Origin of the sequence: Vibrio sp. YT-17 (genome assembly GCF_033337375.1) — a bacterium.
Taxonomy (GTDB): Bacteria; Pseudomonadota; Gammaproteobacteria; order Enterobacterales; family Vibrionaceae; genus Vibrio; species Vibrio alginolyticus.
This window is the reverse complement of sequence record NZ_JAWOQP010000010.1, coordinates 57,783-83,933: the sequence shown is the minus strand read 5'-3', so window position 1 is coordinate 83,933 and position 26,151 is coordinate 57,783. Positions and strand designations below refer to the sequence as shown.

Annotated in this window: 23 protein-coding genes; 8 read left to right on the top strand and 15 right to left on the bottom strand. The window is 43.6% G+C overall.

Going from position 1 to position 26,151, the window contains the following annotated elements:
* Positions 1-206: 206 nt before the first annotated feature.
* Both cdd and purT read left to right on the top strand, forming a co-directional pair.
* Positions 207-1,094 (top strand): cytidine deaminase, encoded by an 888-nt coding sequence (cdd, locus tag R7F67_RS11730; protein ID WP_005377892.1) that lies wholly within the window; start codon positions 207-209, stop codon positions 1,092-1,094.
* A gap of 143 nt (positions 1,095-1,237) precedes the next feature.
* Positions 1,238-2,413, top strand: coding sequence for a formate-dependent phosphoribosylglycinamide formyltransferase (gene purT / locus R7F67_RS11725; RefSeq protein WP_262636854.1), 1,176 nt, complete (start codon positions 1,238-1,240; stop codon positions 2,411-2,413).
* A 72-nt stretch (positions 2,414-2,485) separates the two neighbouring features.
* Here purT and R7F67_RS11720 read toward each other — a convergent pair whose 3' ends face one another.
* Complete coding sequence (locus tag R7F67_RS11720; RefSeq protein ID WP_021707633.1) at positions 2,486-3,136, bottom strand: thiopurine S-methyltransferase; 651 nt, start codon at positions 3,134-3,136, stop codon at positions 2,486-2,488.
* A 325-nt stretch (positions 3,137-3,461) separates the two neighbouring features.
* Between R7F67_RS11720 and R7F67_RS11715 the strand changes: the two genes are divergently transcribed.
* Positions 3,462-4,241, top strand: coding sequence for a phosphoribosylglycinamide formyltransferase (locus R7F67_RS11715; protein ID WP_005377897.1), 780 nt, complete (start codon positions 3,462-3,464; stop codon positions 4,239-4,241).
* 121 nt (positions 4,242-4,362) lie between these two features.
* Here the strand turns inward: R7F67_RS11715 and ihfA are convergent, their stop codons facing one another.
* Positions 4,363-4,659: an integration host factor subunit alpha gene (ihfA, locus tag R7F67_RS11710; protein ID WP_005377899.1), complete on the bottom strand. Its 297-nt coding sequence runs from the start codon at positions 4,657-4,659 to the stop codon at positions 4,363-4,365.
* A gap of 534 nt (positions 4,660-5,193) precedes the next feature.
* On the opposite strand from ihfA, the gene R7F67_RS11705 reads away from it, so the two are divergent.
* Positions 5,194-6,075 (top strand): AEC family transporter, encoded by an 882-nt coding sequence (locus R7F67_RS11705; protein WP_262636855.1) that lies wholly within the window; start codon positions 5,194-5,196, stop codon positions 6,073-6,075.
* A 215-nt stretch (positions 6,076-6,290) separates the two neighbouring features.
* Here R7F67_RS11705 and pheT read toward each other — a convergent pair whose 3' ends face one another.
* The 12 genes from pheT to thrS form a co-directional block, all read right to left on the bottom strand.
* A complete protein-coding gene (gene pheT, locus R7F67_RS11700) occupies positions 6,291-8,696 on the bottom strand; it encodes a phenylalanine--tRNA ligase subunit beta (RefSeq protein WP_262636856.1) in 2,406 nt (801 codons plus the stop codon).
* A gap of 18 nt (positions 8,697-8,714) precedes the next feature.
* A complete protein-coding gene (gene pheS / locus R7F67_RS11695; RefSeq protein WP_005385470.1) occupies positions 8,715-9,698 on the bottom strand; it encodes a phenylalanine--tRNA ligase subunit alpha in 984 nt (327 codons plus the stop codon).
* Between the two features lie 191 nt (positions 9,699-9,889).
* Positions 9,890-11,065, bottom strand: a complete 1,176-nt coding sequence (locus tag R7F67_RS11690; protein ID WP_054574059.1) for a hypothetical protein — start codon at positions 11,063-11,065, stop codon at positions 9,890-9,892.
* Between the two features lie 10 nt (positions 11,066-11,075).
* Positions 11,076-11,867, bottom strand: a complete 792-nt coding sequence (locus R7F67_RS11685; protein ID WP_025766823.1) for an outer membrane lipoprotein-sorting protein — start codon at positions 11,865-11,867, stop codon at positions 11,076-11,078.
* Positions 11,868-11,885: 18 nt separating this feature from the next.
* A complete protein-coding gene (locus R7F67_RS11680; protein ID WP_017634848.1) occupies positions 11,886-14,264 on the bottom strand; it encodes an efflux RND transporter permease subunit in 2,379 nt (792 codons plus the stop codon).
* A 250-nt stretch (positions 14,265-14,514) separates the two neighbouring features.
* Positions 14,515-15,303, bottom strand: a complete 789-nt coding sequence (locus tag R7F67_RS11675) for a TetR/AcrR family transcriptional regulator (protein ID WP_005377913.1) — start codon at positions 15,301-15,303, stop codon at positions 14,515-14,517.
* A gap of 448 nt (positions 15,304-15,751) precedes the next feature.
* A complete protein-coding gene (locus R7F67_RS11670; RefSeq protein WP_005385480.1) occupies positions 15,752-16,561 on the bottom strand; it encodes a helix-turn-helix domain-containing protein in 810 nt (269 codons plus the stop codon).
* A gap of 366 nt (positions 16,562-16,927) precedes the next feature.
* Positions 16,928-17,245: a heavy metal-binding domain-containing protein gene (locus R7F67_RS11665; protein WP_005377919.1), complete on the bottom strand. Its 318-nt coding sequence runs from the start codon at positions 17,243-17,245 to the stop codon at positions 16,928-16,930.
* Between the two features lie 189 nt (positions 17,246-17,434).
* Complete coding sequence (gene rplT / locus R7F67_RS11660) at positions 17,435-17,788, bottom strand: 50S ribosomal protein L20 (RefSeq protein ID WP_004727974.1); 354 nt, start codon at positions 17,786-17,788, stop codon at positions 17,435-17,437.
* Between the two features lie 40 nt (positions 17,789-17,828).
* Positions 17,829-18,023, bottom strand: coding sequence for a 50S ribosomal protein L35 (rpmI, locus tag R7F67_RS11655; protein WP_005377932.1), 195 nt, complete (start codon positions 18,021-18,023; stop codon positions 17,829-17,831).
* A gap of 120 nt (positions 18,024-18,143) precedes the next feature.
* Positions 18,144-18,695 carry a translation initiation factor IF-3 gene (infC, locus tag R7F67_RS11650; RefSeq protein WP_080276913.1) on the bottom strand — a complete coding sequence of 184 codons (552 nt, stop codon included), beginning with the start codon at positions 18,693-18,695 and terminating at the stop codon, positions 18,144-18,146.
* Between the two features lie 3 nt (positions 18,696-18,698).
* Positions 18,699-20,627, bottom strand: a complete 1,929-nt coding sequence (gene thrS / locus R7F67_RS11645; protein WP_005395892.1) for a threonine--tRNA ligase — start codon at positions 20,625-20,627, stop codon at positions 18,699-18,701.
* Between the two features lie 403 nt (positions 20,628-21,030).
* Between thrS and R7F67_RS11640 the strand changes: the two genes are divergently transcribed.
* Entirely contained in the window at positions 21,031-22,008 is a 978-nt protein-coding gene (locus R7F67_RS11640; RefSeq protein ID WP_017634849.1) for a DUF3187 family protein, read from the top strand.
* Positions 22,009-22,014: 6 nt separating this feature from the next.
* Here the strand turns inward: R7F67_RS11640 and R7F67_RS11635 are convergent, their stop codons facing one another.
* On the bottom strand, positions 22,015-22,758 hold the full coding sequence (locus tag R7F67_RS11635; RefSeq protein WP_025766828.1) for a sporulation protein: 744 nt from the start codon (positions 22,756-22,758) through the stop codon (positions 22,015-22,017).
* 248 nt (positions 22,759-23,006) lie between these two features.
* On the opposite strand from R7F67_RS11635, the gene hutC reads away from it, so the two are divergent.
* The 3 genes from hutC to hutG all read left to right on the top strand — a co-directional run bounded on the left by hutC (position 23,007) and on the right by hutG (position 26,106).
* Positions 23,007-23,714, top strand: a complete 708-nt coding sequence (gene hutC, locus R7F67_RS11630; protein ID WP_005385493.1) for a histidine utilization repressor — start codon at positions 23,007-23,009, stop codon at positions 23,712-23,714.
* 129 nt (positions 23,715-23,843) lie between these two features.
* Positions 23,844-25,094 carry an imidazolonepropionase gene (gene hutI / locus R7F67_RS11625; RefSeq protein ID WP_054576441.1) on the top strand — a complete coding sequence of 417 codons (1,251 nt, stop codon included), beginning with the start codon at positions 23,844-23,846 and terminating at the stop codon, positions 25,092-25,094.
* A gap of 1 nt (position 25,095) precedes the next feature.
* The gene (gene hutG, locus R7F67_RS11620; RefSeq protein WP_054576440.1) at positions 25,096-26,106 is read left to right on the top strand and encodes a formimidoylglutamase; all 1,011 of its coding nucleotides are present in this window, start codon (positions 25,096-25,098) and stop codon (positions 26,104-26,106) included.
* Positions 26,107-26,151: the final 45 nt, after the last annotated feature.

Genomic DNA, 26,151 nt, shown 5'->3' with positions numbered 1-26,151 from the left:
CCTGCTCCTTGGTCATATGAATATATACTGATATGGTTAATTGTGAGACGGAGATAACGCTTCACACCTGTGCAATCGAATACATGTGTGAGCTCACTCTAATTATGTAACAGAATTATCAATTGCATTATTTATCGTGATCTAACGCACGGAACATTTCTATCTTTCACATAGAATAACTGTCCATGCAATAACAAGGATTCAACATGAAAAGTCGCATTGAACAGGCGCTAGCAGGCGCTCCAGAAGCACTTTCCAAACAACTTGCTCCTATCATCCAAGCTGATGATTTTGATGCTACGCTTTCAGTTCAACAATTTGAGCAGTTGCTTTCAGCTACCGGTCTATCAGACAAAGAGCTTCGTGTTGCGCTACTTCCTTTTGCCGCAGCGTACTCCTATGCTCCCCTTTCTGACTTTTATGTCGGCGCTATCGTTCGTGGTCTTTCAGGTCGCCTTTACTTCGGTGCCAACATGGAATTCTTTGGTGTACAGTTGGGTCAAACGGTTCACGCAGAGCAGTCTGCGATTAGCCATGCTTGGATGAAAGGCGAACGTGGTGTTAAGGATATCACTATCAACTTCAGCCCATGTGGTCACTGCCGCCAGTTCATGAATGAGTTATCTACCGCAAACGAGCTTAAAATCCAGCTCCCAGAACGTGAAGAAAAGTCACTTCATGAATACCTGCCTGAAGCCTTTGGACCAAACGATCTCGGTATCGAGTCCGGCTTAATGGCAGAAGTTAAACACCAATTCTCATGTGATGATGAAGACGCACTCATCCAAAGTGCAGTTGAAGCGATGAACATGAGCCACTCTCCATACACCAACAACTTGAGTGGTTTAGCATTAGAGATGACTAGCGGCCGTGTATTCCAAGGCGCTTATGCAGAAAATGCAGCGTTTAATCCTAGCTTGCCACCGCTACAAGTTGCGCTAATCCAAGTTTTACTTGCGGGTGAAACCTTTGACAGCATCAAAGCCGCTGCATTGGTAGAAAACTCTGAAGGTAAGATCAGTCACTTAGCCGATACGCAATCAACGTTGGAAGCGTTGAATCCAGATATTCCGCTTAGTTTTGTCAACGTATAAACGACAAATTCAACAAAAAGCTCTACAACATGTAGAGCTTTTTTATTACCTAAAAACCAAAAGCAAACGTTTGCTTTGTCATAAAACTTCAGTATGATCTCCTGCAATTTCTGTCTCATCACTCTATTTTGTAAGGGAACACTATGTTTGGCACTGCAACTAGCGCAAATGCTACCCGTGTATTACTTTTAGGCTCTGGCGAACTCGGTAAAGAAGTCGCCATTGAATGCCAGAGACTTGGTTTAGAAGTGATTGCTTGTGATCGCTATGCCAATGCTCCAGCGATGCAAGTCGCTCACCGTAGTTATGTTATCGACATGTTAGATGGGAACGCCTTAGAAGAAGTTATTACGAAGGAACAACCTACTTACGTCGTACCAGAAATTGAAGCCATCGCAACCGGCAAACTGGTAGAGCTTGAAGAAAAAGGACTGAATGTTGTTCCAACCGCTAAGGCAACCAGGCTAACAATGAATCGTGAAGGTATCCGACGTTTGGCAGCAGAAGAACTGGAATTGACGACTTCACCTTATCGTTTTGCAGATAACTTTGAAGACTTCAAAGCCGCGGTTGAGCATGTGGGTATTCCGTGCGTGGTGAAGCCTGTGATGAGCTCTTCAGGTAAAGGGCAAAGTGTTATCAAGACCGAAGACGACGTTACAAAAGCATGGGATTACGCTCAGGAAGGCGGGCGTACGGGTGCAGGTCGCGTTATCGTGGAAGGTTTTATCGACTTCGATTACGAAATCACTTTATTGACCATCAGAGCCGTTGACGGTGTGCATTTCTGTGCTCCAATTGGTCATCGTCAGGAAGATGGCGACTACCGCGAATCATGGCAACCGCAAACTATGTCAGAAAACGCAGTAAAAGCAGCTGAATACACGACTGAGAAAGTGGTAAACGCGCTCGGTGGCTACGGCATCTTTGGTGTAGAGCTGTTTGTCAAAGGCGATAAAGTCATTTTCAATGAGGTCTCTCCTCGCCCTCACGATACGGGTATGGTTACAATGATTTCGCAGGAAATGTCTGAGTTTGCTCTCCACGTGCGCGCGTTTACCGGAATGCCAATTAATAATATTGTGCAATATGGCCCATCTGCGTCTGCTGTTATTCTTGGACAAGGGACTTCCACAAACATTCGCTTTGAAAACCTAAGCAAAGCTTTAGCTCAACCTCAAACACAAGTTCGTCTATTCGGTAAGCCAGAAATCGATGGTCGCCGCCGTTTAGGTGTTGTCCTTACGCGACGAAAAACCACCGAAGAAGCCGTTCAAGATGCTGTTGAAAGTGCTTCAAAAGTGAATATCATTTATTAAATACGAACCACTCATACAAAAATAGCGCAGCTCAAATTGCTGCGCTATTTCGTGTTCCAAACCGAAGAGAGCCTATTCACTCTCGATTAAGTACACTTCTTCAGAGAAGCGACTTAAGCCTTTTTTCGCAATTTTAGGATGATTCTCGTCAGCTTCATCTACGTTCAAACAAGTAACTTTGTAACCTGAAAATAACTGCTCAATCTCTTCGACCGGCACGCTAAATGGAGGCCCCGCCATCTCTTCTTGAGGATAGTTGAGTGTAACAAGCAAAATACGACCGCCTGGGTTCAAAAGTTGCTTGAGACGCTCTACATACTCCTCTCGCATATCTTGCGGTAAAGCAACCAACGCGGCGCGATCATAAATGATATCGGCTTGAGATACTGGTGCAGTGAAAAAGTCCCCAGTATAAATAGAGAGCTCATCAAATTGATAAAGCTCGTGCATGCCATTAAGAGGCGTTACCGTTGGCGTGTAAAAATGTTCAGCAAAAAAGGCACGCACAGCAATATGGCTTAGCTCAACACCTTCAACCGAATCATGCTTCATCGCTAGCCAAATCAAGTCTTCTGACTTTCCACATAAAGGAACTAACACTTTATCTTCACGCTTTGGATTAGTGTGTTTCCAATATACTGGTAATAGCGGGTTTACATCTTCCAAGTGAAATCCGATCTGATTGCTGGCCCATTTGTTATGCCAAAATTCTTGGTCTCTCATTTTACTTTCTACTTGTCGGCTGTTTTCATTTTGAGAGGTAAGACTAACGTTTTTTTTCAATTTGTCTATGCCGTTCATCTTTGGTTAATACTGCGGTGATAGGATGTAATCGGTCTCATAGGAGACGCGCCTTTATCTGATAATCAGAATAAAGAAAAGAGAAATGGTGATCTAACGCACGATTCTACTTCAAGATAAAACTGAAACCTTGGAATCTTTCGTAATGGCCCCATTTATAAGTTAGTACCTGATTTGCCGAACTTAGCGACCTTTATGTTCCCTATTTTCTAAGTTTTTCTAAGTACAAGCAAGTTAAGGAGAGTGAATGAGCTTATTTCTTCGTACTACAGCATTGATGCTTTTGGTACTTAGCCGTGCACCGGCATTTGCCGCACTTCCAATTACCCCTGCGCCTAATGGCGAACAAAATCGTTCAACCAGCCAAAACGAAGTTTGTTCGAAACTTTTTAAACACAGCCTTAGCGGTTTATATGGCATTCAGTCAATCGACACCACACCAACTCAGCCATATTCTGACTTCGACATTCTTTACAGCAAAGCTCACCAAGCACAATTTGAACTTGAAACTATCTGTAAGAGTACCGCACTTCTTAATGACGCTCAGCCATACTTCGCAGGCGTGAAATCCAAACAACGAGCAGAAGAAAAGATAGCTTTAGAGTTAGATGGGAAAGTTGAACGTATTACTGACCTAGCACGTGCAACGATTGTAGCTGAAGACGTCGCGAGCTTAGTCTCCATTTATGAAACGTTAGAGCGTGAAACAACGATTGTGAAAGTAAAAAATCGATTCAAAAAACCTGGCCCTTCAGGATATAGAGACTTGAACTTGCTCGTTCGTTTACCAAAAACAAACCTAGTAGCCGAAGTTCAACTGCACTTGAAAGCAATCGCAGATGTAAAAAGCGGTCCCGAACACGACCTATACGAAAAAATCCAGAAACTAGAACGTCAAGCGATGTTGGAAAAACGTGAGCTAAGCGAAATAGAGCTTGCCTCTATTCGCAACATGCGTACACAGTCTAAGAACTTGTACCAACAAGCATGGCAACCATACTTAACAACGCATCTAGAAGCGGCGTAACCGATATCATTAGGCGTCTCTCATAAACAGAAAAACCACCGCATTGCGGTGGTTTTCATTTGTATGCACACGAATTTTACGCAAAAAAAGACCACGCCTTAGCGTGATCCATTTATTCGGCTTACTGTACTTTCTTCAGGTTTTCTACACGAGCTTTTAACTTCTGACCCGGGCGAAAAGTCACTACACGTCGAGCAGTAATTGGAATATCTTCACCAGTTTTCGGGTTACGACCAGGTCGTTCATTCTTGTCACGAAGATCAAAGTTACCAAAACCTGACAGTTTTACCTGTTCGCCACTTTCCAGTGCCTTACGAATCTCTTCAAAGAACACTTCCACCGTTTCCTTGGCGTCCCGCTTACTAAATCCTAATTTATCAAACAGGTTTTCTGCCAGTTCGGCTTTTGTGAGCGCCATAAAACTTTCCTCAAAGCTATGTTAAACAATGCTACGTTAGTGTAGCGCCAGAGCAGTTTTACCCTACCAATTCAACAACATATCGGGGTTACATCAGGAAGTGTATGACAAGCTTATGATTTTCGCCAACTTTTTTCTTGGCGAACAAAAGGAATAGCACTACGTAAATTATTGTTAAACGCCAGAAATTTGATATTTTTGTTTTTGTTTCATCTTTATCAGGAAAAACATCCAGATTATAAAACCAAAAGTAGTTTAAATATCAACATTAAACACTATTTAATAAAAATATCAGATATTGGTTATTTAACAGACACTTGACATAGAACTTGTCGTAAATTCAGTGATTTGTATGTAACTCGATACGTAACAATTAGATTAAAAGGTATGACCACCTGTACTTTGCAACTGTGCTTAGAAAGCTTGATTAAACCCACGCTTCTCGCTGTTTAACGATGACGCCATATATAAAGATTGATAATGTGGAAGTTCGTGTATTTCCTCATTAGCTTCTTACACTGCTTCTAGGCGACCATGATTAATCAAATCATAAATATTCTTTTCCCTGTTTTTGCTCTTGTCGGAGTTGGCTATTTGGTCGGTCGTTACATCAAGCCTGACTTTCGCCCAATAAACCGCATTAATATTGAGGTATTCACGCCAGCACTGGTATTTTCGTCACTCGTTAGCATGCCGCTCGATTCAAATCAGGGGCCGCTTCTTTTGGCGGCAATTGTCGCGGTTTTAATTCCCGCACTACTCATGATCCCGGTATGTCGATGGACGTCACTCTCGTTTAAAACCTGGGCGCCACCACATATGTTTCGCAATAGCGGAAATCTAGCTATTCCTTTGTTTACCTATACGTTTGGAGAAATTGCGCTGTCGTCAGCAGTGCTTTTACTTGTCGTGTCAGCATGCTTGCATATCAGCTTAGGCGTAATGCTGCTTAGTCATGGCAACCCTTTTAAGCAAATAGTCAAGATGCCAATCTTTTTAGCAGCGTCTCTGGCTCTGTTTCTCAACGTGTCAAATGTGGGTGCATGGGCGCCTTTATACGAAGCCACTGCTCTACTTGGGCAAGCGGCCGTACCCGTGATGCTTTTATCTCTGGGGGCACAAATGTGTCATTTACGGTTGGACGGTTTAAAGATTGGTGTGTTGTGTACCGTGCAGTCACTGGCAACTGGTGCTGTCGCTTTTGCACTTATTTATTGGTTAATTCCCCTTCCAACGATGCAATTGCAAATGATGGTGCTCTTCACAATGCTGCCGCCAGCCGTCATGAATTACCTATTTGCGGAAAGACTGAATATAGAACCCATGAAGGTGGCGTCAATGGTACTATTTGGCAACTTTTTCAGCATTCTTACGCTGCCTCTTCTGCTTAGCTGTACCCTCTCACTCGCTGCCTAACCGCCAATAAGCTATCGTTAGCGTGTATTAGCTGAAAAACAATACGTTCCTAATCTCGGGTAAGGGCCATCCCTAGTTTGGTCTAGTATTTTAAAATAATGAGGGGTGGTGCGAGCAGTAAGGAACTTGAACAACGATAAGGTAATCCTAAAAATAAAAAAAACCCTGCCAAACTGGCAGGGTTTTCATTTCTTAAGAAGATACGTTACGCGAGATTAGTCACGTAGAGACGCACCAAACTTCTCAGAAACGTGAGCAACGATAGCGTCAACCGCACCAGCGATATCTGCATCTTCAAGCGTACGCTCAAGTGACTGTAGAGTCAGAGCGATTGCTAGGCTCTTCTTACCTTCTTCAACGCCTTTACCTACGTAAACGTCGAACAGTTTTGCATCTTTAAGGAACTCGCCACCTTGCTCTAGACAAGCGTTAACGATGTCACCAGATGCAACAGCTTCATCCACTACTACCGCGATATCACGACGGTTTGAAGGGAACTTAGAAAGCGCTACCGCTTCTGGGATCACTTTGCTGTTGATTGCAGACCATTCGATTTCGAATACGATAGTACGACCGTTTAGACCGAACTTACGCTCAAGCTCAGGGTGAACTGTACCGATCACGCCCACTTCTTTGCCATCTACGATGATTGCCGCAGATTGACCTGGGTGAAGTGCTGGGTTAGCTTTTTTGCTTTCAGGTGACAGTGCAGCGAAAGAGTACGCTTTTTCGTTCGCAGATAGCTCTAGAATCGCTTCTAGATCGCCTTTAAGGTCGAAGAAATCAACCGTGTTAGTTTCGATATCCCAATGTTCTTCACCGCGAGTACCAGCGATAACACCCGCTAGCATAGGCTCTTGGCGCATGCCGTTTTCTGCAGATTCACATGGGATGAAACGTAGGCCGTATTCGAATAGACGAACGCGTGGCTGTTGACGCTTCTGGTTGTGAACAACCGTGTTCAGCAGACCTTGGATAAGACCAAGACGCATTGCTGACATGTCTGCAGAAATTGGGTTTGGAAGTACTAGAGGCTCAACACCAGGTACAACTAGCTTTTGCTGCTCAGGCTCAACGAAGCTGTATGTGATTGCTTCGTGGTAACCACGGTCAACAAGAAGATCACGAACGCGTTTCAGTGGAAGATCCGCTTCAACGTGGTTGTGCATCTTAAGTGCTGCTGCTGGGTTTTGGTTAGGAATGTTGTCGTAACCGTAGATACGGCCAACTTCTTCAATCAGATCTTGCTCGATAGCGATATCGAAACGCCATGTTGGCGCTACTGCCACCCAACCTTCTTCTGAAGCTTCAACAGTCAAACCTAGGCGCTCTAGGATTTCTACTACATCAGCATCAGCGATGTGGTGACCTAGTAGGTTGTCTAGTTTCGTGCGACGTAGTGCAACTTTGTTTGGCTTAGGTAGGTCTGCTTCAGATTCTACAGCTACAACAGGTGCTACTTCACCACCACAAATTTCAACAAGAAGCTGTGTTGCACGCTCCATTGCGCTCACTTGTAGTGCGTAATCCACACCACGCTCGAAACGCATTGAAGAATCAGTGTGAAGACCGTAGCTACGTGCGCGGCCACGGATGTGGTCAGGTGCAAAGAATGCACACTCTAGTAGAACGTCTTTAGTCTCAGTTGTTACACCAGACTCTTCACCACCAAAGATACCTGCGATTGCAAGTGCTTTGTTGTGGTCAGCAACTACCAGTGTATCTGCGTTTAGTTCTGCTTCGTTGCCGTCAAGAAGCGTTAGCTTCTCACCTTGCTCAGCCATACGAACTACGATGCCATCTTCGATCTTCGCTAGATCGAATGCGTGCATTGGTTGGCCTTGCTCTAGAAGAACGTAGTTAGTGATGTCTACTACAGGGTCGATAGAGCGAATACCACAACGACGCAGTTTCTCTTGCATCCATAGTGGTGTTTCAGCTTGAACGTTTACGTTCTTAATAACACGACCTAGGTAACGAGGACACGCAGCAGGAGCTTTCACTTCGATAGACACTTTATCGTCGATTGAAGGGGCAACTGCTTCTACTAATGGCTCTGTCACGTCAGCACGGTTTAGTACGCCAACTTCACGAGCTAGACCACGAATGCTGAAACAGTCAGCGCGGTTTGCCGTTAGGTCTACGTCTACTGTTACGTCGTCTAGACCTAGGAATTCACGGAAATCGGTACCGACTACTGCGTCTTCTGCTAGTTCCATGATACCGTCTGACTCAACGTCGATACCTAGTTCAGTGAATGAACAAAGCATGCCGTGAGATGGCTGGCCACGTAGTTTCGCTTTTTTGATTTTGAAATCACCTGGAAGAACAGCACCAACTGTTGCGACTGCTACTTTCAGACCTTGGCGACAGTTAGGTGCGCCACAAACAATGTCTAGAAGCTCTTCTTCACCCACGTCAACTTTAGTTACGCGCAGTTTGTCTGCATCTGGGTGTTGGCCACATTCAACAACGTGACCGACTTTAACGCCAGTAAAAGAACCAGCAACAGGAAGAACCTCGTCTACCTCTAGGCCGGCCATTGTAATTTGGTGAGTTAGCTCGTCAGTAGTAACCGCAGGGTTTACCCACTCACGAAGCCATGATTCGCTGAATTTCATGTTGATGAACCCTCTGGATTACTTGAACTGTTTTAGGAAACGAAGATCGTTCTCGAAGAACGCACGTAGGTCGTTCACGCCGTAACGAAGCATTGTTAGACGCTCAACACCCATACCGAATGCGAAACCAGAGTATTTTTCAGGATCGATACCTACGCTACGTAGCACGTTCGGGTGAACCATACCGCAGCCTAGTACTTCTAACCATTTACCGTTTTTGCCTTTCACGTCTACTTCAGCTGAAGGCTCAGTGAATGGGAAGTAAGATGGACGGAAACGTACTTCTACTTCTTCTTCGAAGAAGTTACATAGGAAATCGTGCAGGATGCCTTTCAGCTGAGCAAAGTTTACGTTCTCATCAACCAGCATGCCTTCCACTTGGTGGAACATTGGCGTGTGCGTTTGGTCGTAGTCGTTACGGTATACACGGCCTGGTGCGATGAAACGGAATGGTGGTTTACCATTTTCCATCGTACGGATCTGTACGCCTGACGTATGAGTACGAAGCATCAAGTCTGGGTTGAAGAAGAAAGTATCGTGGTCAGTACGCGCTGGGTGATCAGCTGCGATGTTTAGCGCATCGAAGTTGTGGAATGCATCTTCGATCTCTGGGCCTGCCTCGGTGTTAAAACCAAGTTCGCCAAAGAACTTCTCAATACGCTCTACAGTACGAGTTACTGGGTGTAAACCACCGTTTTCAATACGACGACCTGGTAGTGTTACGTCGATTGTTTCTGCTGCTAGTTTCGCTTCAAGCTCAGCACGTTGTAGTGCATCTTTACGAGCTGCGATAGCTTGCTGAACGACGCCTTTCGCTTTGTTGATCTCTTGACCAGCTTCACGGCGTTCTTCTGGTGGTAGTTTGCCTAGGCTTTGAAGTTGAGCAGTTAGCTCACCTTTTTTACCCAGATACTGAACACGCACTTCATCAAGTGCGACTAGCGATTCGGCAGCTTCAATTGCAGTGCTCGCGCTAGCAATGATCTCTTCTAGATGTTGCATCGTTTCCTCATCTACCTGTAGGTAGTGTCCATAAGGGAGTGATTGGTTTTTTGATAGCTGTACATAGTAGCCAAACCGGGCACCAATGCCAAATTGAATTACGAAAAGAAGAGGTTATTGAATAAAAAGAGCACAAAAACGTCAAAAATGTCATCTTTAGTTAATCTGCCGTTTAGTTGCGCCCTTTTGTTTTAGAAATAGTATTGAATAGATAGCTCGATAAAATCGTCATCTCTAGCGAAGTAGAGCAAATCATTTGGTGTTTCATTTTTAAACAACCAAGCATCAATTTGCCACTTAACGTGATTCGATATTCGGCTCGATGCTTCTAACTTAGCATTGTAAACATCATCGTTATCTAAATCCTTCGTAATTCCCGTCAATACTTCCGTTCCGTCCTCATCATTGAGCGCCCAACGAATACCTGCAAACACATCATTTTGACCGATAGTTTGTGCGTTGTTCCCACGACTGTCATAGAGGTACTCACCAATAACTCCCACATCCCAAACCGTGTCAAATGCACCGACGAAGGTATACTCAAAACCCGTTACAAGACCGACATGATTATCAGCGCTATCTCGATAAACACTTTCTAGTTTCCATAACCAATCGCCAACAATTCCTTGCACATCCAGACCGACATGACTCATCAGAGCGTAGTAAGGCTTTAATTCTCCGTACTCTAAACGAAAGTAAGGATCCCGGTTTGTTCCATATAAATAGCTTAGGCCTACGTCCCAATCGCCAAGCATTTTCGAATATCGAAAAGCCACATCTACGTGCTTCTCTTCTCTGCTTGATTCATAGATAGCATCATCAGAGACAACGGGTTCGGTTCGCAAGCGGCCATCTGTACCCGCAAACGTTCGTTCCCTAAAGTAAGGTAACAACATTGCGTGGACGGTGCCCCAGTCTTTGAAAGAGGTAAAATGTAACATCGGCTGACCGAGTTTATCTTCACCATCGACGGCTTCAATGGCATCTGTTTGGTTTACTACATCAACTAAATGGGCTGATTCAGTCACTCCCCAAAAGACCTTACTAATCCCAACTCGAAGCTCATAATCATCCCAATAAGTCAGATAAAGTGCCTCTCGTATGTCACCATGACTTCGCTCATCGTCTAGACCATCCAGACGATAGAAAGGTGTGAAAGTAAAGTTTGCATCACCATTTTGCATCTCCCAGTAAAATTCTGGCTGCAAAACCAATGACGTTTGCGCTTTGCTCTGACCCTGAGAGCCCGTTTTAAAAAACTGACGATGCTCAATATTGACTTGTCCTGCGAGCTCGACGGCAGTCAGAGGCATTGAGTAAAAAAAGGCTGCTGCACTAAGCAACAACCCAGCATTTAATCGCTTCATTTTTCCTCCACTATCTCACTCGCTTCAACACATTCTTATGAAAGTCATTGTCTTGTAATCCAGTGTTAAAACGCATTTCGCTAGTCGTTAGCTCTGTACTTTTTCCTGTTTGATGGTTTGTCATCGCCATAGTGTGCGCGCGCCAATATTGGTTGAGATATTGCTTGTAATCGGAAAAAGAAAGCGTTTTTAACAAAGAGCCTTTGCGGTCGTAAAACTCAACTTTAAGTGGACGATAATGCGCTTTATCTAACCACACCGTTTGCTTGGTATAACCTGAGTTCTTATCGGTCGGAATTTGCTCTACGACGAAAACATCTTGCCCGTTTATGCTGTCATCTTTTAGGTAGTTGAAACGGTATTTTTCAATCTCAAAGGAACTGAGATCCTCATACGCGAATTCACTGCCCATAAAAGGACCTGATTTATTACGCGAGGAAATACGTTTCACACGTTTCAGTGCAGGAAGGTAAAGCCATTGGTCATCGGCACCCACCGTATGAGAATGATTGAGAAACGCCGTGCCTTTTACATCTCTCGGTTCATCAAATATCGTGAGCCCTTTGTCACCATCGCCATCAACTTCGAGTGATTGTAAGCGCATTAAACGTGTGCTGCTTTCTCCTTGCGCGTTTCGCAGAATCATTTGCATCGTAGCAACAGAATCCCCCCACCCTTCATCACGGGCTTTGCGCTCTTGGGCAATTTCTAGTCCTTTTGCTTCATCCGCCAACACCGCATGACTCATAATAAGCGAGACAGAAAGTACTGATACTTTTAAGGCATTTTTTACTAAATTCATGTTCAATCCTTTAATTCGTTATGACTGAGTAACAGTCTTGGTTTGAGAGTCAGTTGATTTAAGCTTATTTCGGCGCTCCACCTCGTCGTAAACGCCTTTGTCAAACAACATCAGTAGAGTCGGTAGGAAGATGAAATCCACAACAAGAGCAATAAAGATGACAATGGCACTCAGCTGTCCCATATCGGCATTTAAACGGAAGCTCGACATCGCCAGAACAGAGAAACCAGCAACAAGCACGACAGTCGTAATCCAAAGTGCGCGCCCCACGGTACGAAAGGCGTAGCGAACCGCTTGCTCCGCACTGTGGCCATCTTTACGAGCGTGTTGATATTTAGAAAGAAAGTGAACGGCGTCATCGACAACAACACCAAGCGTTAATGTCACAACGACAGACAATCCCAAGTTAATCTCGCCAGAAACCAGCGCCCAAATACCAAAACCAATAAGCGCAGGAGCAATATTCGGGACAAGACTAATTAAGCCAAGCTTGAACGAACGCAAGGCAAAGATCAGTAATGCAGAGATTAAGACAAGAGTAATGGGCAAGGTTGACAGCATGCTGGCCATATTCGTTTCACCAATATGCGCAAACATCAATGAAGGACTAGAAGCAACAACATCATATTGAGGCGCGTTTTCGTTAAACCATTGGTAAATGCGATTTTCCAAATCAACAAGCTCGACGCTGCCCAAGTTCTCCACGGTGAGAACCATCTTGATCGACGACTTATCTACATTGATTTGGTTGTTCAAATCTAAACCATACGGTAGTGACATTTCGTAAAGCAGCAGATATTGAGCCGCTAATTCTCTGTCTTGAGGGAGCGAGTAATAAGCCTGATCATCTCCATGCATGTTCTTGTTTAGGCGCTTATAAACATCGCTCAAGGTCGCAACATGGTCCGTTTCTGGCTGCAACCTTAGCCAGTCAGTAAATTTACCCACGGTATTGAGAAAATTAGGATCCGCAATACCCTGCGATTCGTTGGTTTTTATCGCGATACTGATGTTCGCCATGCCACTGATTCGCTCTTCCATAAAATCAGCCGCTCGGCGAAATTCATTGCTATGGCCAAAGTACTCGACGGATTCATCATTGACTTTGTTCAATGGAATCAAGCTCGCACTCGCGACAATAACAAGCACCGACAACGGCAATAAAGCATGTCGCTTTGACACCACGAAATCTCCTAAATGATCCATAAAGTGCTTTCTTTCATCAGAAGTATCCGACTTCACCGTAACCGGAAGGATATTAAGCAAGGCGGGAAGTAACGTGATGGAAAGGAAACAAGCAACCATGACGCCAAGGGCTGATAGGTTGCCGAAATCTCTCAGGATTGGAGAATCCGACATATTCATCATTAAAAAGCCGATCGCGGTGGTAATGGAGGTAATCAAGATAGGCATGAAATTGAGCGCAATACTTCGCTCAATAGAGTGGGCTTTACTAAAGCCGTTTTGCATAGACTGACGCATTGTCGCGATGATGTGTACACAGTCTGCGACGGCAAGCGTCATCACCAAGGTAGGCACATTAACGGTCGCCGTGCTTAAGAACATACCAGCCCATCCTGACAAGCCCATTGTCACCATAACCGAGCCGATAATAACGATGAGTGTCGCGATGACGCTAAGCAATGAGCGCAACATGATGGTCAGAAACACCAATATCACTAGTAACATAGTAGGCACTAATGTTGCGCTATCATCTTGGGCTGCAGTCATAAACGCGTAGTTCATTGCAATAATACCAGCCTTATGGAATTCCGTGTCTGGGTACACTTGCTGATAACGCTCAATCATTCCGTTTATGTAAGCAACCACCTCTTGTACTTCAGCAGTTTTATCTATTTCAGGGAGTTGGACCGTAATGTTTACGACCGTGACATCTCCTTTTTCAGAAATCAGTGAACTTTTCAAAACCGGCTCACTCAACGCAATACTTTTGACTTTCTCTATTCGTTGAGGTGTCAATTCATATTCGCTATACAGTAAATCTTCGACAAGAAGATCATCTTCAAACGCTTCGGTATGCTGGTAGTTGGCGAGGGAATCAACGCGGGTCGAGTATGGAACTTGCCACGCCTCGTCAGTGATCTGCTGAATAAGAGATAATGTGCTAGGAGTAAAAACAGTGCCGCTCTTTGGCGCTATAACCAAAGCAAGACTGTCAGATTTTGCAAAGGTGGTTTGAATTTCATCAAACGCAAGTAACTGCTCATTTGTTCCATCAAAGAAGATGTCGTAATCTCCTCTAAAGTAAAGATTTTTTCCTCCAATAGTTGCTATGACAATCAATAAAACGGTAGCAAGCATCACCAATACACTGTAATTCGTTGGTAGCTTACCCCACCCTGAACGGGCGTATTGTTGAACGTTGTGATGTGGCATCACACTCTCCTTTTGTGACGTTTCGTCAAATTTAAAAACTAAAAAAAACAGCAAATGCTGTAAATAACCAGACAAACTCGACATGCAAACTTTAGATCGAATGAATTTGGCTACATAAGTTAGTTTTTAGTAACTTCCTATGCTTCTCGTGATCATTGGCTGAACGCCAACCTTCGAGATTCAATGACGATTCGTCACAATAGTGCGATAAAAAAGCCAACCATAACGTCAGATTGGCCTTTCCAGTTTATTAGCGATTCACTGACTCTAAATAAGCAAGCTCTTCACTAAATAACTCCTGCTCCACTCGACGCCAGGTTTTACGGTAGTCCCATTCTGTAGATAAAGGCGACCAACCTAAACCATCAAGTAACATATTCGCGTTGTGCAGTACTGAGAATGGGTCTTGAATTCGCTGAATACATCGACTGTTCGATGCATTTTGCGCCAAAGCGTTTGAACCGAATGCAATAGACCAGTTGGCGAATACAATAGCATCAGAACCAATTGCGGGAGAAAACTTAAGATCACCACATTCTACCGCATTGTTCACCAGCGCATCAGCACCATCTATTACTTGTTCTTCCAAGTTATTCAGTTCATTCACACGTTTAGGCGAAGCCTTCTCTAGAACCCAAGGCGTCTTTGCAACAATCGCACAGGTTGATAGTACTGGCTCCATACGAGCGTAAATACGATAACCTACATGCATCGCAATGATTTTTTCTCTGGTATTACCATTAAATTTGGCGGTACGTTCGAAAAATATTGCTTCGCTTTTCAGCGAATGAATACAAAGCGCAAGAATCACATCTTCTTTGCTGCAAAAATGATTGTAGATCGTCCCTTTAGAATAAGGGCTTGACGCTGTAAGCTTGTCCATCGTTAAGTTGGCAAAGCCTTGCTCTTGAACTAAAGACTTAGCCAATTGAATAAGCTCTATCTCACGATCAGCAATCGCCTGTTGCTTTTTTGTTAGCCCTGAAGACACACGACATCCGTCTTGCTTGCTATATTTTTTACAGCGAAAGTTAAACATAATCCTTTGATCCGTATACCAACACACTCCCAATAATTGTAACACGATTCTTTAATACAGGAACGCAACCAAAGTTGACGAACCGTCATAAATGACACTTCGTCATAATAGATCAAAAAACAAACATTTCAAGTATGAATTTATAATTAGAAGATAAATAGCTACCAATTATGCATACCCAAGTAGCTACTGGATGCTTGGTTCAACGAGAATGGTTTCTTTGTAGAGGAAGCGAGAGAGGCTTTGGGAGGAACAACGAAGGAAATCAGCATGTTAAAAATAACGAAAGTAGATGCTGAACAGGTATTATTCGAAATAAGCCCAAAACACTTTAAGTCTGAATTAAGAGCAAACACCGCTGAATGCCCTACTTACAAAGTATTTGCTGTCTTAGGCTTTTTCTTTTGCAACGCCCTTTCAGAAACTCTCTTCAAAAAAGGCTCAAAATCTATATCGATAGGCTTGGCTTATCACCTGCAGCTGCGATGGCATAACGAATATCATCAATAAATCGCCCCTCTGTCTCAATAATGCCGTCAGAGAATGTGACTGGCTGATGTGGCCCAGCAAGTAGAACAATATTAGTAAAATCAGAGACATTAAAGTTCTCTGCTACAACATTTTTGGAATGAAAATCGATGACGGTCTTTGCGACTTGATCTTCCAGTAACAAAAGCTGTTCTTCGGTAATTTTCATACGCGCCAAAGCAACGCGAACACACTTATCGTGGGTAGTCGTCTGCTCTTTTATGATTTCGGTATATTTGTCGTTGAGCTTGGAGTTCTCTGCATAGCTATAATATAAAGGCCCGTGCAGCGTTATATTTTTATCTTCATCAACGTAAACGAGGTCCAACAACTCTAATGCTTTTAAGTAATCGGACATGCTCTGCTCAGACAAGTCATACTTTTTCTTTAAAATAGAATAGCCGTCTTTACCTCGTAACATTCTCAATTCACGATAAAAGTCGTAAAGGTGAGGGAATTGAAAGAATACTTCATCCTGTGTGCGACTAAAGTAATCCTCGTCTTCACCTTGCAATTGATTTGCGAGCTTTTGTAGTTCATCTAACGTGCAATCAACCGCTCTACAATATTCCAGCAACTTATCTAAAGCGAGATTCGTGCTTGTAAGATGTCTCTTAAAGGTAGATAGTGGCATACCCATTTTCTCAGATAGCTCTCGATATGTTAGCCCTTTTGTTTTAATCGCTTGGCGTAATGCGGCTAGCAAGTATTCGGGAGTCAGATCTCTCATCTACAATTCCTTTTGGCAATGTTACAGCTGTATAGTATTTGTAACAATTTAGAACCGCTTGGCAAGGTATAAGTTCATATTTTTATAAGAAAAACATGAATTAATATACCGAAAAGAGAATTCACACAACAAATGAAAAATTCAATATGAATTCAATTTCATTATAGATATAAAATAATATGCAAAATAAAAGTGAAGCAATTACTCTAAATCATCGTGATTAATTTTAATAGTAACGTAAAGTTGAGAATATAAACCTATTCTCTCTACAAAAATCTAGAATAATTAACCTAAAAGGAACAGAACGGTAAATGCATAATAATTCACCGCTCTCTATTAGCATTTTTGCAATGCTATTCAAGTAGACTAGTCCGCTAGTTTCACTGCAGTACCAAATGCCAAAATTTCCGAAGAACCATCTACGATTGAGCTTGTGGTAAATCGAATCCCTACTATTGCATCGGCACCTTTAGATTCAGCGTCCGCCACCATGCGCTGTATAGCAATATCACGCGCGTCGGTCATCATTTCCGTGTAACCACGAATTTCGCCGCCAACAATGCTCTTGATACCCGCCATGAGGTCACGGCCAATATGCTTTGATTGAACAACATTACCAGTTACAACCCCTCTGATTTCAGAGATCTGCTTGCCAGGAATGCTTTCGGTCGTTGTGTAGATCATTTTTAATCCCTTATAAACGTAAAAATTTATACCCAAGCTACCTTATAACTAACATAAGATGCTAACCAATAAATTGAGAAGACTGATAAACAATACTCTAAATAGCCAAGCTAAAAGTCATTTGGGTATAAATTTTAGCAATAAAAAAGGAGAGCTAATGCTCTCCTTCTCTTAATCCTAAACTGCTAATTAAAGAGCAGCTTTCGCTTTTTCAACTAGAACTGCAAATGCAGCTTTGTCGAATACTGCGATGTCCGCAAGGATCTTACGGTCGATCTCGATAGATGCTTTCTTAAGACCGTTGATGAAACGGCTGTAAGATAGACCATTTTGACGAGATGCCGCATTGATACGTGCAATCCATAGTTGACGGAATTGACGTTTCTTAGCGCGACGGTCACGGTAAGCGTATTGACCAGCTTTAGTAACTGCTTGGAAAGCTACGCGGTAAACGCGTGAACGCGCACCGTAGTAACCTTTAGCTTGTTTTAGAACTTTCTTATGACGTGCACGAGCTTGTACACCACGTTTTACGCGAGGCATTATGCTTCTCCTAAACTAAACGATTGATAACTAAAAAGAATTAAGCGTATGGCAACATACGGATTACTGCAGCCACTTCACATTTTGGAAGGATTGCATTCGGACGTAGTTGACGCTTGTTCTTAGTAGTACGCTTAGTCAGGATGTGACGTTTTGTAGCGTGCTTGTACTTAATACCACCAGCAGTTTTCTTAAAACGCTTAGCAGCACCTTTGTTGGTTTTCATCTTAGGCATGATGAATAACTCCGCATTGAGTAGGTTTAATAAACAACGTAATTAGGGCGAACAAAACCCAGCCATATGCCTTTATATAAAGGAAAGCGGCTAGGTTTTAATTACTTGATGAGCCGTTAATTACTTCTTTTTAGGGGCTAGCACCATGATCATCTGGCGACCTTCAATCTTCTTAGGGAAAGATTCAACTACAGCAATTTCTGCAGTATCTTCCTTAAGACGATTTAGAACGTCAACACCGATGTCTTGGTGTGCCATCTCTCGGCCACGGAAGCGAATTGTTACTTTCACTTTGTTGCCTTCTTCAAGGAAACGCGTCAGGTTGCGTAGTTTTACCTGATAGTCTCCAATATCAGTTCCAGGACGGAATTTTACTTCCTTGATCTGGACCTGCTTTTGCTTCTTCTTCTGCTCTTTAGCAGTTTTGCTCTTCTCGAAGAGGAACTTACCATAGTCCATCACACGACAAACAGGTGGCTCGGCGTTAGGACTGATCTCAACGAGATCCATACCAGCTTCTTCAGCAGCTGCAATGGCTTCTTGAATCGATACAACACCAACTGATTCACCGTCAGCGCCTGTTAGTCGAACTTCACGAATACCACGAATTTCACCGTTGATACGGTGCGGGTTTTGTTTTACCGGCTGTTGGCCACGTCTTCCGCCTTTAATAGCTTATTCCTCCAGATTGAGCTTACGGCTAGAGATCTCGTCTTGGATGTATGCAATAAAATCATCCACTTTAAATTTACCAAGATCTTTACCTTTACGAGTACGCACTGCAATTTCGCCAGCTTCCATTTCTTGGTCACCAACAACAAGCATATACGGTACACGCTTCAAAGTATGTTCGCGGATTTTAAAGCCAATCTTCTCATTTCTCAAGTCCGCTTTAGCTCTAATTCCACTTTTTTGTAGTTTTTGTACTATTTCTTGAACATAACCTGACTGTTTATCAGTAATGTTCATAAGAACTGCTTGTTCTGGCGCCAACCAAGTTGGGAAGAAACCAGCATATTCTTCGATAAGGATACCGATGAAGCGCTCTAGTGAACCTAGAATCGCACGGTGAATCATTACCGGTACAAGACGTTCATTGTTTTCACCTACATAAGTTGCACCTAAGCGACCTGGTAGGTTGAAGTCTAGCTGGACAGTACCACACTGCCACGCACGGTCTAGACAATCGTATAGTGTGAATTCAATCTTAGGACCGTAGAACGCACCCTCGCCTTCTTGAATTTCGTATGGGATATCCATCGATTCAAGAGACTGCTTCAATGCTTCTTCAGATTGATCCCAGATTTCATCTGAACCTACACGTTTCTCTGGACGAGTAGACAGTTTCACTACGATGTTGTCGAAACCAAATGTTTGGTACGTATCGTACACCATCTTGATACAGTTTGTTACTTCTTCTTGAATTTGGCTCTCAGTACAGAAAATGTGAGCGTCATCCTGAGTAAAGCCACGTACACGCATAATACCGTGTAGTGCACCAGATGGTTCGTTACGGTGACATGAGCCAAACTCAGCCATACGTAGCGGTAGGTCGCGGTACGATTTTAGACCTTGGTTGAAGATCTGTACGTGACCTGGACAGTTCATTGGCTTAATCGCGTATTCACGGTTCTCAGAAGAAGTTGTGAACATTGCATCAGCGTATTTGTCCCAGTGCCCAGAGCGTTCCCAAAGAACACGGTCCATCATAAGTGGACCTTTCACTTCTTGGTAACCGTACTCATCTAGCTTAGCGCGGATGAATACTTCTAGATCACGGAAGATAGACCAACCATTGTGATGCCAGAACACCATACCCGGTGCTTCTTGCTGCATGTGGAATAGGTCTAGTTGCTTACCAATCTTACGGTGATCACGCTTCGCCGCTTCTTCTAGGCGAGTTAGGTGCGCTTTCAGTGCTTTCTTGTCGTGGAAAGCCGTACCGTAGATACGTTGAAGCATTTTGTTGTCGCTGTTACCACGCCAGTAAGCACCTGCAACATTCAGCAAAGTGAAGTGTTGACAGAAGCTCATGTTAGGAACGTGAGGACCACGACACATGTCGATGTATTCTTCATGGTGGTAAAGGCCTGGACGATCATCACGAGATACGTTTTCGTCTAGGATTTCCACTTTGTATGGTTCGCCACGTGATTCAAACGTATCACGCGCTTCCTGCCAGCTTACTTTTTTCTTAACCACTTCGTACTTGGTTTTCGCTAGCTCTTTCATACGCTTTTCAATCTTTTCAAGATCTTCTTGCGTTAGAGATTCGTCTAAGTCGATATCGTAGTAGAAGCCATTGTCGATGGTTGGACCGATCGCCATTTTAGCTTGAGGGTAAAGCTGCTTAAGAGCGTGACCAAGAAGGTGAGCACAAGAGTGACGAACGATTTCTAGACCGTCTACTTCATCTTTAACTGTGATGATTTCAAGGCTTGCGTCTTCTTCAATTAGATCACACGCATCAACGCGGTTACCGTTTACACGACCAGCGATAGTTGCTTTTGCGAGACCAGGACCGATCGATTGCGCAACTTCCATAGTAGAAACTGGGTTGTCAAATTGACGCTGACTGCCGTCAGGAAGAGTAATAATAGGCATGCTATGTCCTTTACAGTGGTGTTGCACACCAAGCAACACATGTTATTCAAATTAGAAGCTATTTGTTGAAAATAGTTGAGAGTCAATAAAGGCCTCTCGGTAACACGAATACCGGACCGTTATCGAAAATGGGATTGTACCTAGCTCACATTTAGAATGCAAAGCGCGATTTTGTTTTGTCATAAGAACTTAACCGCAGACCCGTCACGACAATCTGATCATGCTTTTTTAAGAGACCGCATAGCTGATGAATGGAATTGCCCCTCAATGAACTTACACAACAAATTACAATATCCCCTATTACGTGTGAACCGATACAAAGCCTAACACGCTGGGCGAGAGCTCAACGTGCGATTTAGGTATATAGTTGTTTTATAGAGTAGTTTGTATGTAGGTATTCATCATGGTCTATTTCAAATCGCGCTTTATGGTGCTTCTAAGCACCTCGATATGTTCTTTGCAAGCCTTCGCATCAAATGACTTATATGGCCCGCTGCGTTCTTACGCACAATCCCCAATGCAAGTGGTTAGTCACACCAACATACTACGTTCAGGACATAGTCTGCCCTCTGGTTTTGTCGAAGCTTATGGTTCGGGAACCGTGGCAAGTGTTTGGGCTCATACTGATGAATACGCACTGGATTATTACCACAATCAAATCGAATTAGGCAGCAAATGGCAAGTCAGCAACCGTTGGCAGTGGGAGCTCAACTATCGATGGGTCTTTGCCGCTGACAACCATTTAGATGGACTGACGAAAAGCTTCCATAAACTTTTCGGTATCGGACAAAATGGGCGGGATAAAGTAGACAGAGATCGTTTTTACATTTCAATGCCGCAATATGATGTGCTTGAAGATGATTTCGAAGGACAAACACTGGCCAATAACCTATCTACTTACTTACAGTATCAAGTGTTCCAAAATGAACATCACGGCCTATCGATTGGCGGCAGTTTGTATTTTAACGATGTGGCTCACGGCACTTTTCAAGGTAGCAGTTTCGAGCAAGGCTTCCAATTAAACTACAGCTACTTAAGTGATGCTCATGCATTTTATTCGATGATTGGCATGACTTTTCGCTCGGATGACCGTGCCTTGCTCGATCTGCCCTATCGACATAATACGATTGCCATTGCGGGTGGGTACCGTTATGCCTTAGAAGATAACCATCACCTGATGTTGGAATATCATTGGTATCAAGGGTCAACAGAAGGACCCACAGAGTTTGCTGATGCCTCTAATGAACTGGTATTGGGCTATCGATATCTAATGGAAAATTCAGCGCTTGAGTTTTTAGCCGTAGAGAACGCAAGAAACATGGATAACAGTACCGATATCGCTTTCACAATAGGATATCGGTACATATTTTCATCAAGGTGATGAGAGCTATAGATTTAGCGTTGGTGCAACTGCGGCTGCGACTTGAGCATCGGTTGCATTGATCGGCAACGTAAACGAGCGATATTGGTCACCAGCCAAGCTGAGCGAACGGTCAATCTCTGCCAAACAATGCATGACCTGCCCTTCCAGAATAAAAGAGAGCTCAATTTCTTTTGATGAGATAAAGCCGTTGTTACGGAACTCTAGCTCTTGATAAATACCAGAGCGAGAGGAAAACGAGCCACCGCGCAAAAAGCCTTTTTCAACATCGGCTTTAACCATAGTGAAACCAGCTTGCTCGATCGCTTGAATAACCCGAGATGCTACTGGTAAAGGTTTCACTTCAATATAGTCACGGTCACGCGGATCAATTGCAAAATCAATATCTAACGTCGTCTCGACCCAAACATGACATTGATTCTTAAGTGCGCTAACCGCAGTAATTGGTGTTTCATCATGCAGTTTTAGCTCAAACGGAACCTGCTTTTCTTCATTAGGTTGAATCACAAAAGGGTCAACTGCTTTCAATTGATCAATAGTGAAGGTTTGGTAACTTACGCTATCATCCACTTCGACTTTCATTTCCGTGTTCAATTTAATCGTAATAGCATCAATTTGTTGTTCGACATCTCCGCCTTTGATATGAACATGCCCTTTCAGCGTCGCTCCTTGAAACACGCTCATTTCGTCCAAAATGGTATCTACTTTTGCAGAGCCGATCCCCAGTGATGCTTTCAATTTTTTAAACATATTTTTCCTTTTTTAGCGACTTTTCTTCTAATAATCGTTTGTTTACACAATTGTTTTCTGCTGTGCAAGCAATAGACCACAAGAAAATGTTTGAATTCAATCATCAAGCCAAATAATGCTCAGCAGCAAGAGTCATTCAGCCCTGCTATAGGATTGTTCGGTCACTAAGCGGTACATTCGTCGAGAAATGTTTGCAATTTGTACCTAAATTAAGCAGTATTTGTATAGTCAAATAAAGGGAAATCATTATGTCTGCACCACTCTACATTCAAATTAAACAATTTATCCTGGATAAAATTGATGCTGGAGAGTGGGTAGTTGGTCATCGCATCGCCACCGAGATTGAGCTTACCGAGCAATTTGGTGTCAGTAGAATGACAGTGAACAAAGCAATTCGGGATTTAGTAAATGAGGGCCGATTACAACGTCGCCCACGCTTAGGCACGTTCGTGTGTGATCCTGGTGAAAAGTCAGAATCTCCCCTGCTAGACATTCGAAACATTGCCGAAGAAGTCAGCGATAGAGGGCGAAAGTATGGCAGTAAAGTGCTCAAACAGATTGCCATAAAAGCAGATGACAACATTGCGACAAAACTCGGCGTTATGCTAGGCACGACAGTGTTTTACAGTGAAATTATTCACTATGAAGACCAAACGCCGATTCAATTGGAGCTCCGCTGGGTGAATAGCCAATATGCCCCGAGTTATTTAAATCAAGACTTCACACAAATCACTCCAAATCAATACCTGTCAGATAATTGCCCACTCAGCGCGATAGAACATACTGTAGAGGCAATTGTGCCTGAAAGCCGTATTAAGCAAGACTTAAAAATGCAAGCCAATGAACCTTGCCTTCTCTTGAATCGCAGAACGTGGAGCCAAGATAAGTTAGTCAGTACCGCCCTACTTTATCACCCTGGTAACAAATATAAGCTGAGCTCAAAAGTGCTCATTTAAGGACAAGATTTATCCTCTAGATCTACGTTTTGATCACATTTTAGCAACATCAATCTTGTCAGTGTTCTTATTTTGCTCTATTTATTTGTATATACATTTAATGATACAAATAAACACAGGGACACAAACATGGATTTGCTGATTGAAAACGCACGTCTAGTTACCATGCAATCGGGAGAATGCGGATACCTTCCAACGCCTCCAGCGCGCATTGGTATTAAATCTGGAAAAATCGTTGCGATCAGTACTTGTGCCATTGGTGAAGACGCACCGCAAACCGAGTCTCTGCTGTCTGCCCAACATTACGCTCAGAGTATCGACCTTCAAGGCAAGTTAGTTCTGCCAGGTTTGATCGACTGCCACACTCATCTTATTTACGCGGGCAATCGTGCCAACGAATTTGAAATGCGCTTAAACGGCGTGCCATATCAAGAAATTTCCAAACAAGGCGGTGGGATACTTTCAACGGTGCATGCGACGCGTTCAGCAACCGAAGCGCAATTAGTTGAGTTAGCGTTGCCACGTTTAGACGGGCTACTCGCGAGCGGCGTCACTTCTGTCGAAGTGAAATCAGGCTACGGATTGACACTGAATGATGAAATAAAAATGCTCCGTGCAGCCAAAATGCTTGAACAAGAGCGCAAAGTTAAAATCACCACTACACTTCTCGCCGCTCACGCCATTCCGCCAGAGTTCCAAGGTCGTGCAGATGATTATATTGAGCACATTTGTCAGGACATAATCCCTGTTGTCGCAAAGGAAGAATTAGCTACGAGTGTCGATGTTTTTTGTGAATCGATTGGTTTCAATCTTGAACAAACAGAAAAAGTGTTTGTAGCTGCAAAACGCCACGGCTTAAAGGTTAAAGGGCATACTGAGCAACTTTCTAATCTCGGTGGTACAGCCCTCACTGCGCAATACAACGGTCTGTCAGCGGATCACATCGAGTTTTTAGATGAGCAAGGTGTTAAAGCACTTGCTCGATCAAACACCGTCGCCACTCTATTGCCTGGCGCTTTTTATTTTCTAAGAGAAACTCAGTTACCACCGATTGAGTTGTTGAGAGAGCATAACGTGCCGATGGCAATTGCTACGGACGTCAACCCAGGTACATCACCATTTTCTGATCTCACACTCATGCTGAATATGGCGTGCACGCTATTTCGCCTTACACCGCAAGAAGCATTGCGTGGTGTAACGCAACATGCAGCCAAAGCTCTGGGTTATCAAAACTCACGTGGCGAAATCAAAGTAGGGTTTGATGCGGACTTCTCTATCTGGGATATCGAAAGCCCTGCGGATTTAAGCTATCAAGTCGGAGCAAAACGTCTGGTAGGTCGTATAGTAAATGGTGAATACATTTCACACGGAGGCCAATAATATGTCTCAATTCGACCTACACTCTCCCCTATTTCATTGGCAAGGCCGTCATGATGCCGAGGACGGCAAGCTTGGTCAGCGAATTCATCACGTTGTTCAACGCCAAAAAGCAGATGAGTTGCGTGCCGTTGCGCATGGCGTCTCATTACTCGGTTTTGCTACCGACGCTGGCGTTGCGAGAAACAAAGGACGCATTGGCGCGAAAAAAGCGCCAGACTTAATCCGACGAGCACTCGCTAATTTAGCATGGCACCAAGACGCCCCACTATATGACTTAGGTACTGTGGTGTGTGAAGACGACTTACTGGAAGAGAGCCAAGCTCTATGTGCAGCAACCATTTCAAGCGCACTGCCCCATACGCCAGTCATCGTGCTAGGTGGTGGGCATGAGATTGCGTGGGCCTCGTTTTCCGGCTTAGCGGAATATTTTAAAGCGCACCATCCAGAGAAGAAGCCTAAAATCGGCATTATTAATTTCGATGCGCATTTCGATTTGCGCGCATTTGAGAGCAACCTCACCGACATAAGACCAAGCTCTGGCACCCCCTTCAACCAAATTCATCATTTTTGCCAACGTAACGATTGGGACTTTCATTACGCTTGTATTGGTGTAAGCCGTAGTAGCAACACTAAAGCGCTATTTGAAAAAGCAGATGCGTTAAATGTTTGGTATGTAGAGGACAATCAGCTCTGCTACTTAAACCACAGTTATCACTTAACTCAGCTTCAGCATTTTATTGACGACTGTGACTACCTCTATTTGACCATTGATCTGGATGTATTTCCTGCCGCAACCGCACCTGGAGTCAGCGCACCAGCAGCTCGGGGAGTGAGTTACGACACTATTGCACCCTTTTTAGATCGAATTCTTCATTACAAAAATAAGCTAATGCTGGCTGATATCGCCGAATACAACCCAAATTATGACGTCGATAGTCAAACTGCACGATTAGCTGCCCGTTTGTGTTGGGATATCGCCAACGCAATGGCGGAAAAACAGCACAAACCATAATGCATCCCAGATGCCACTGATTATTACGACCAAGCAAGTACTTGG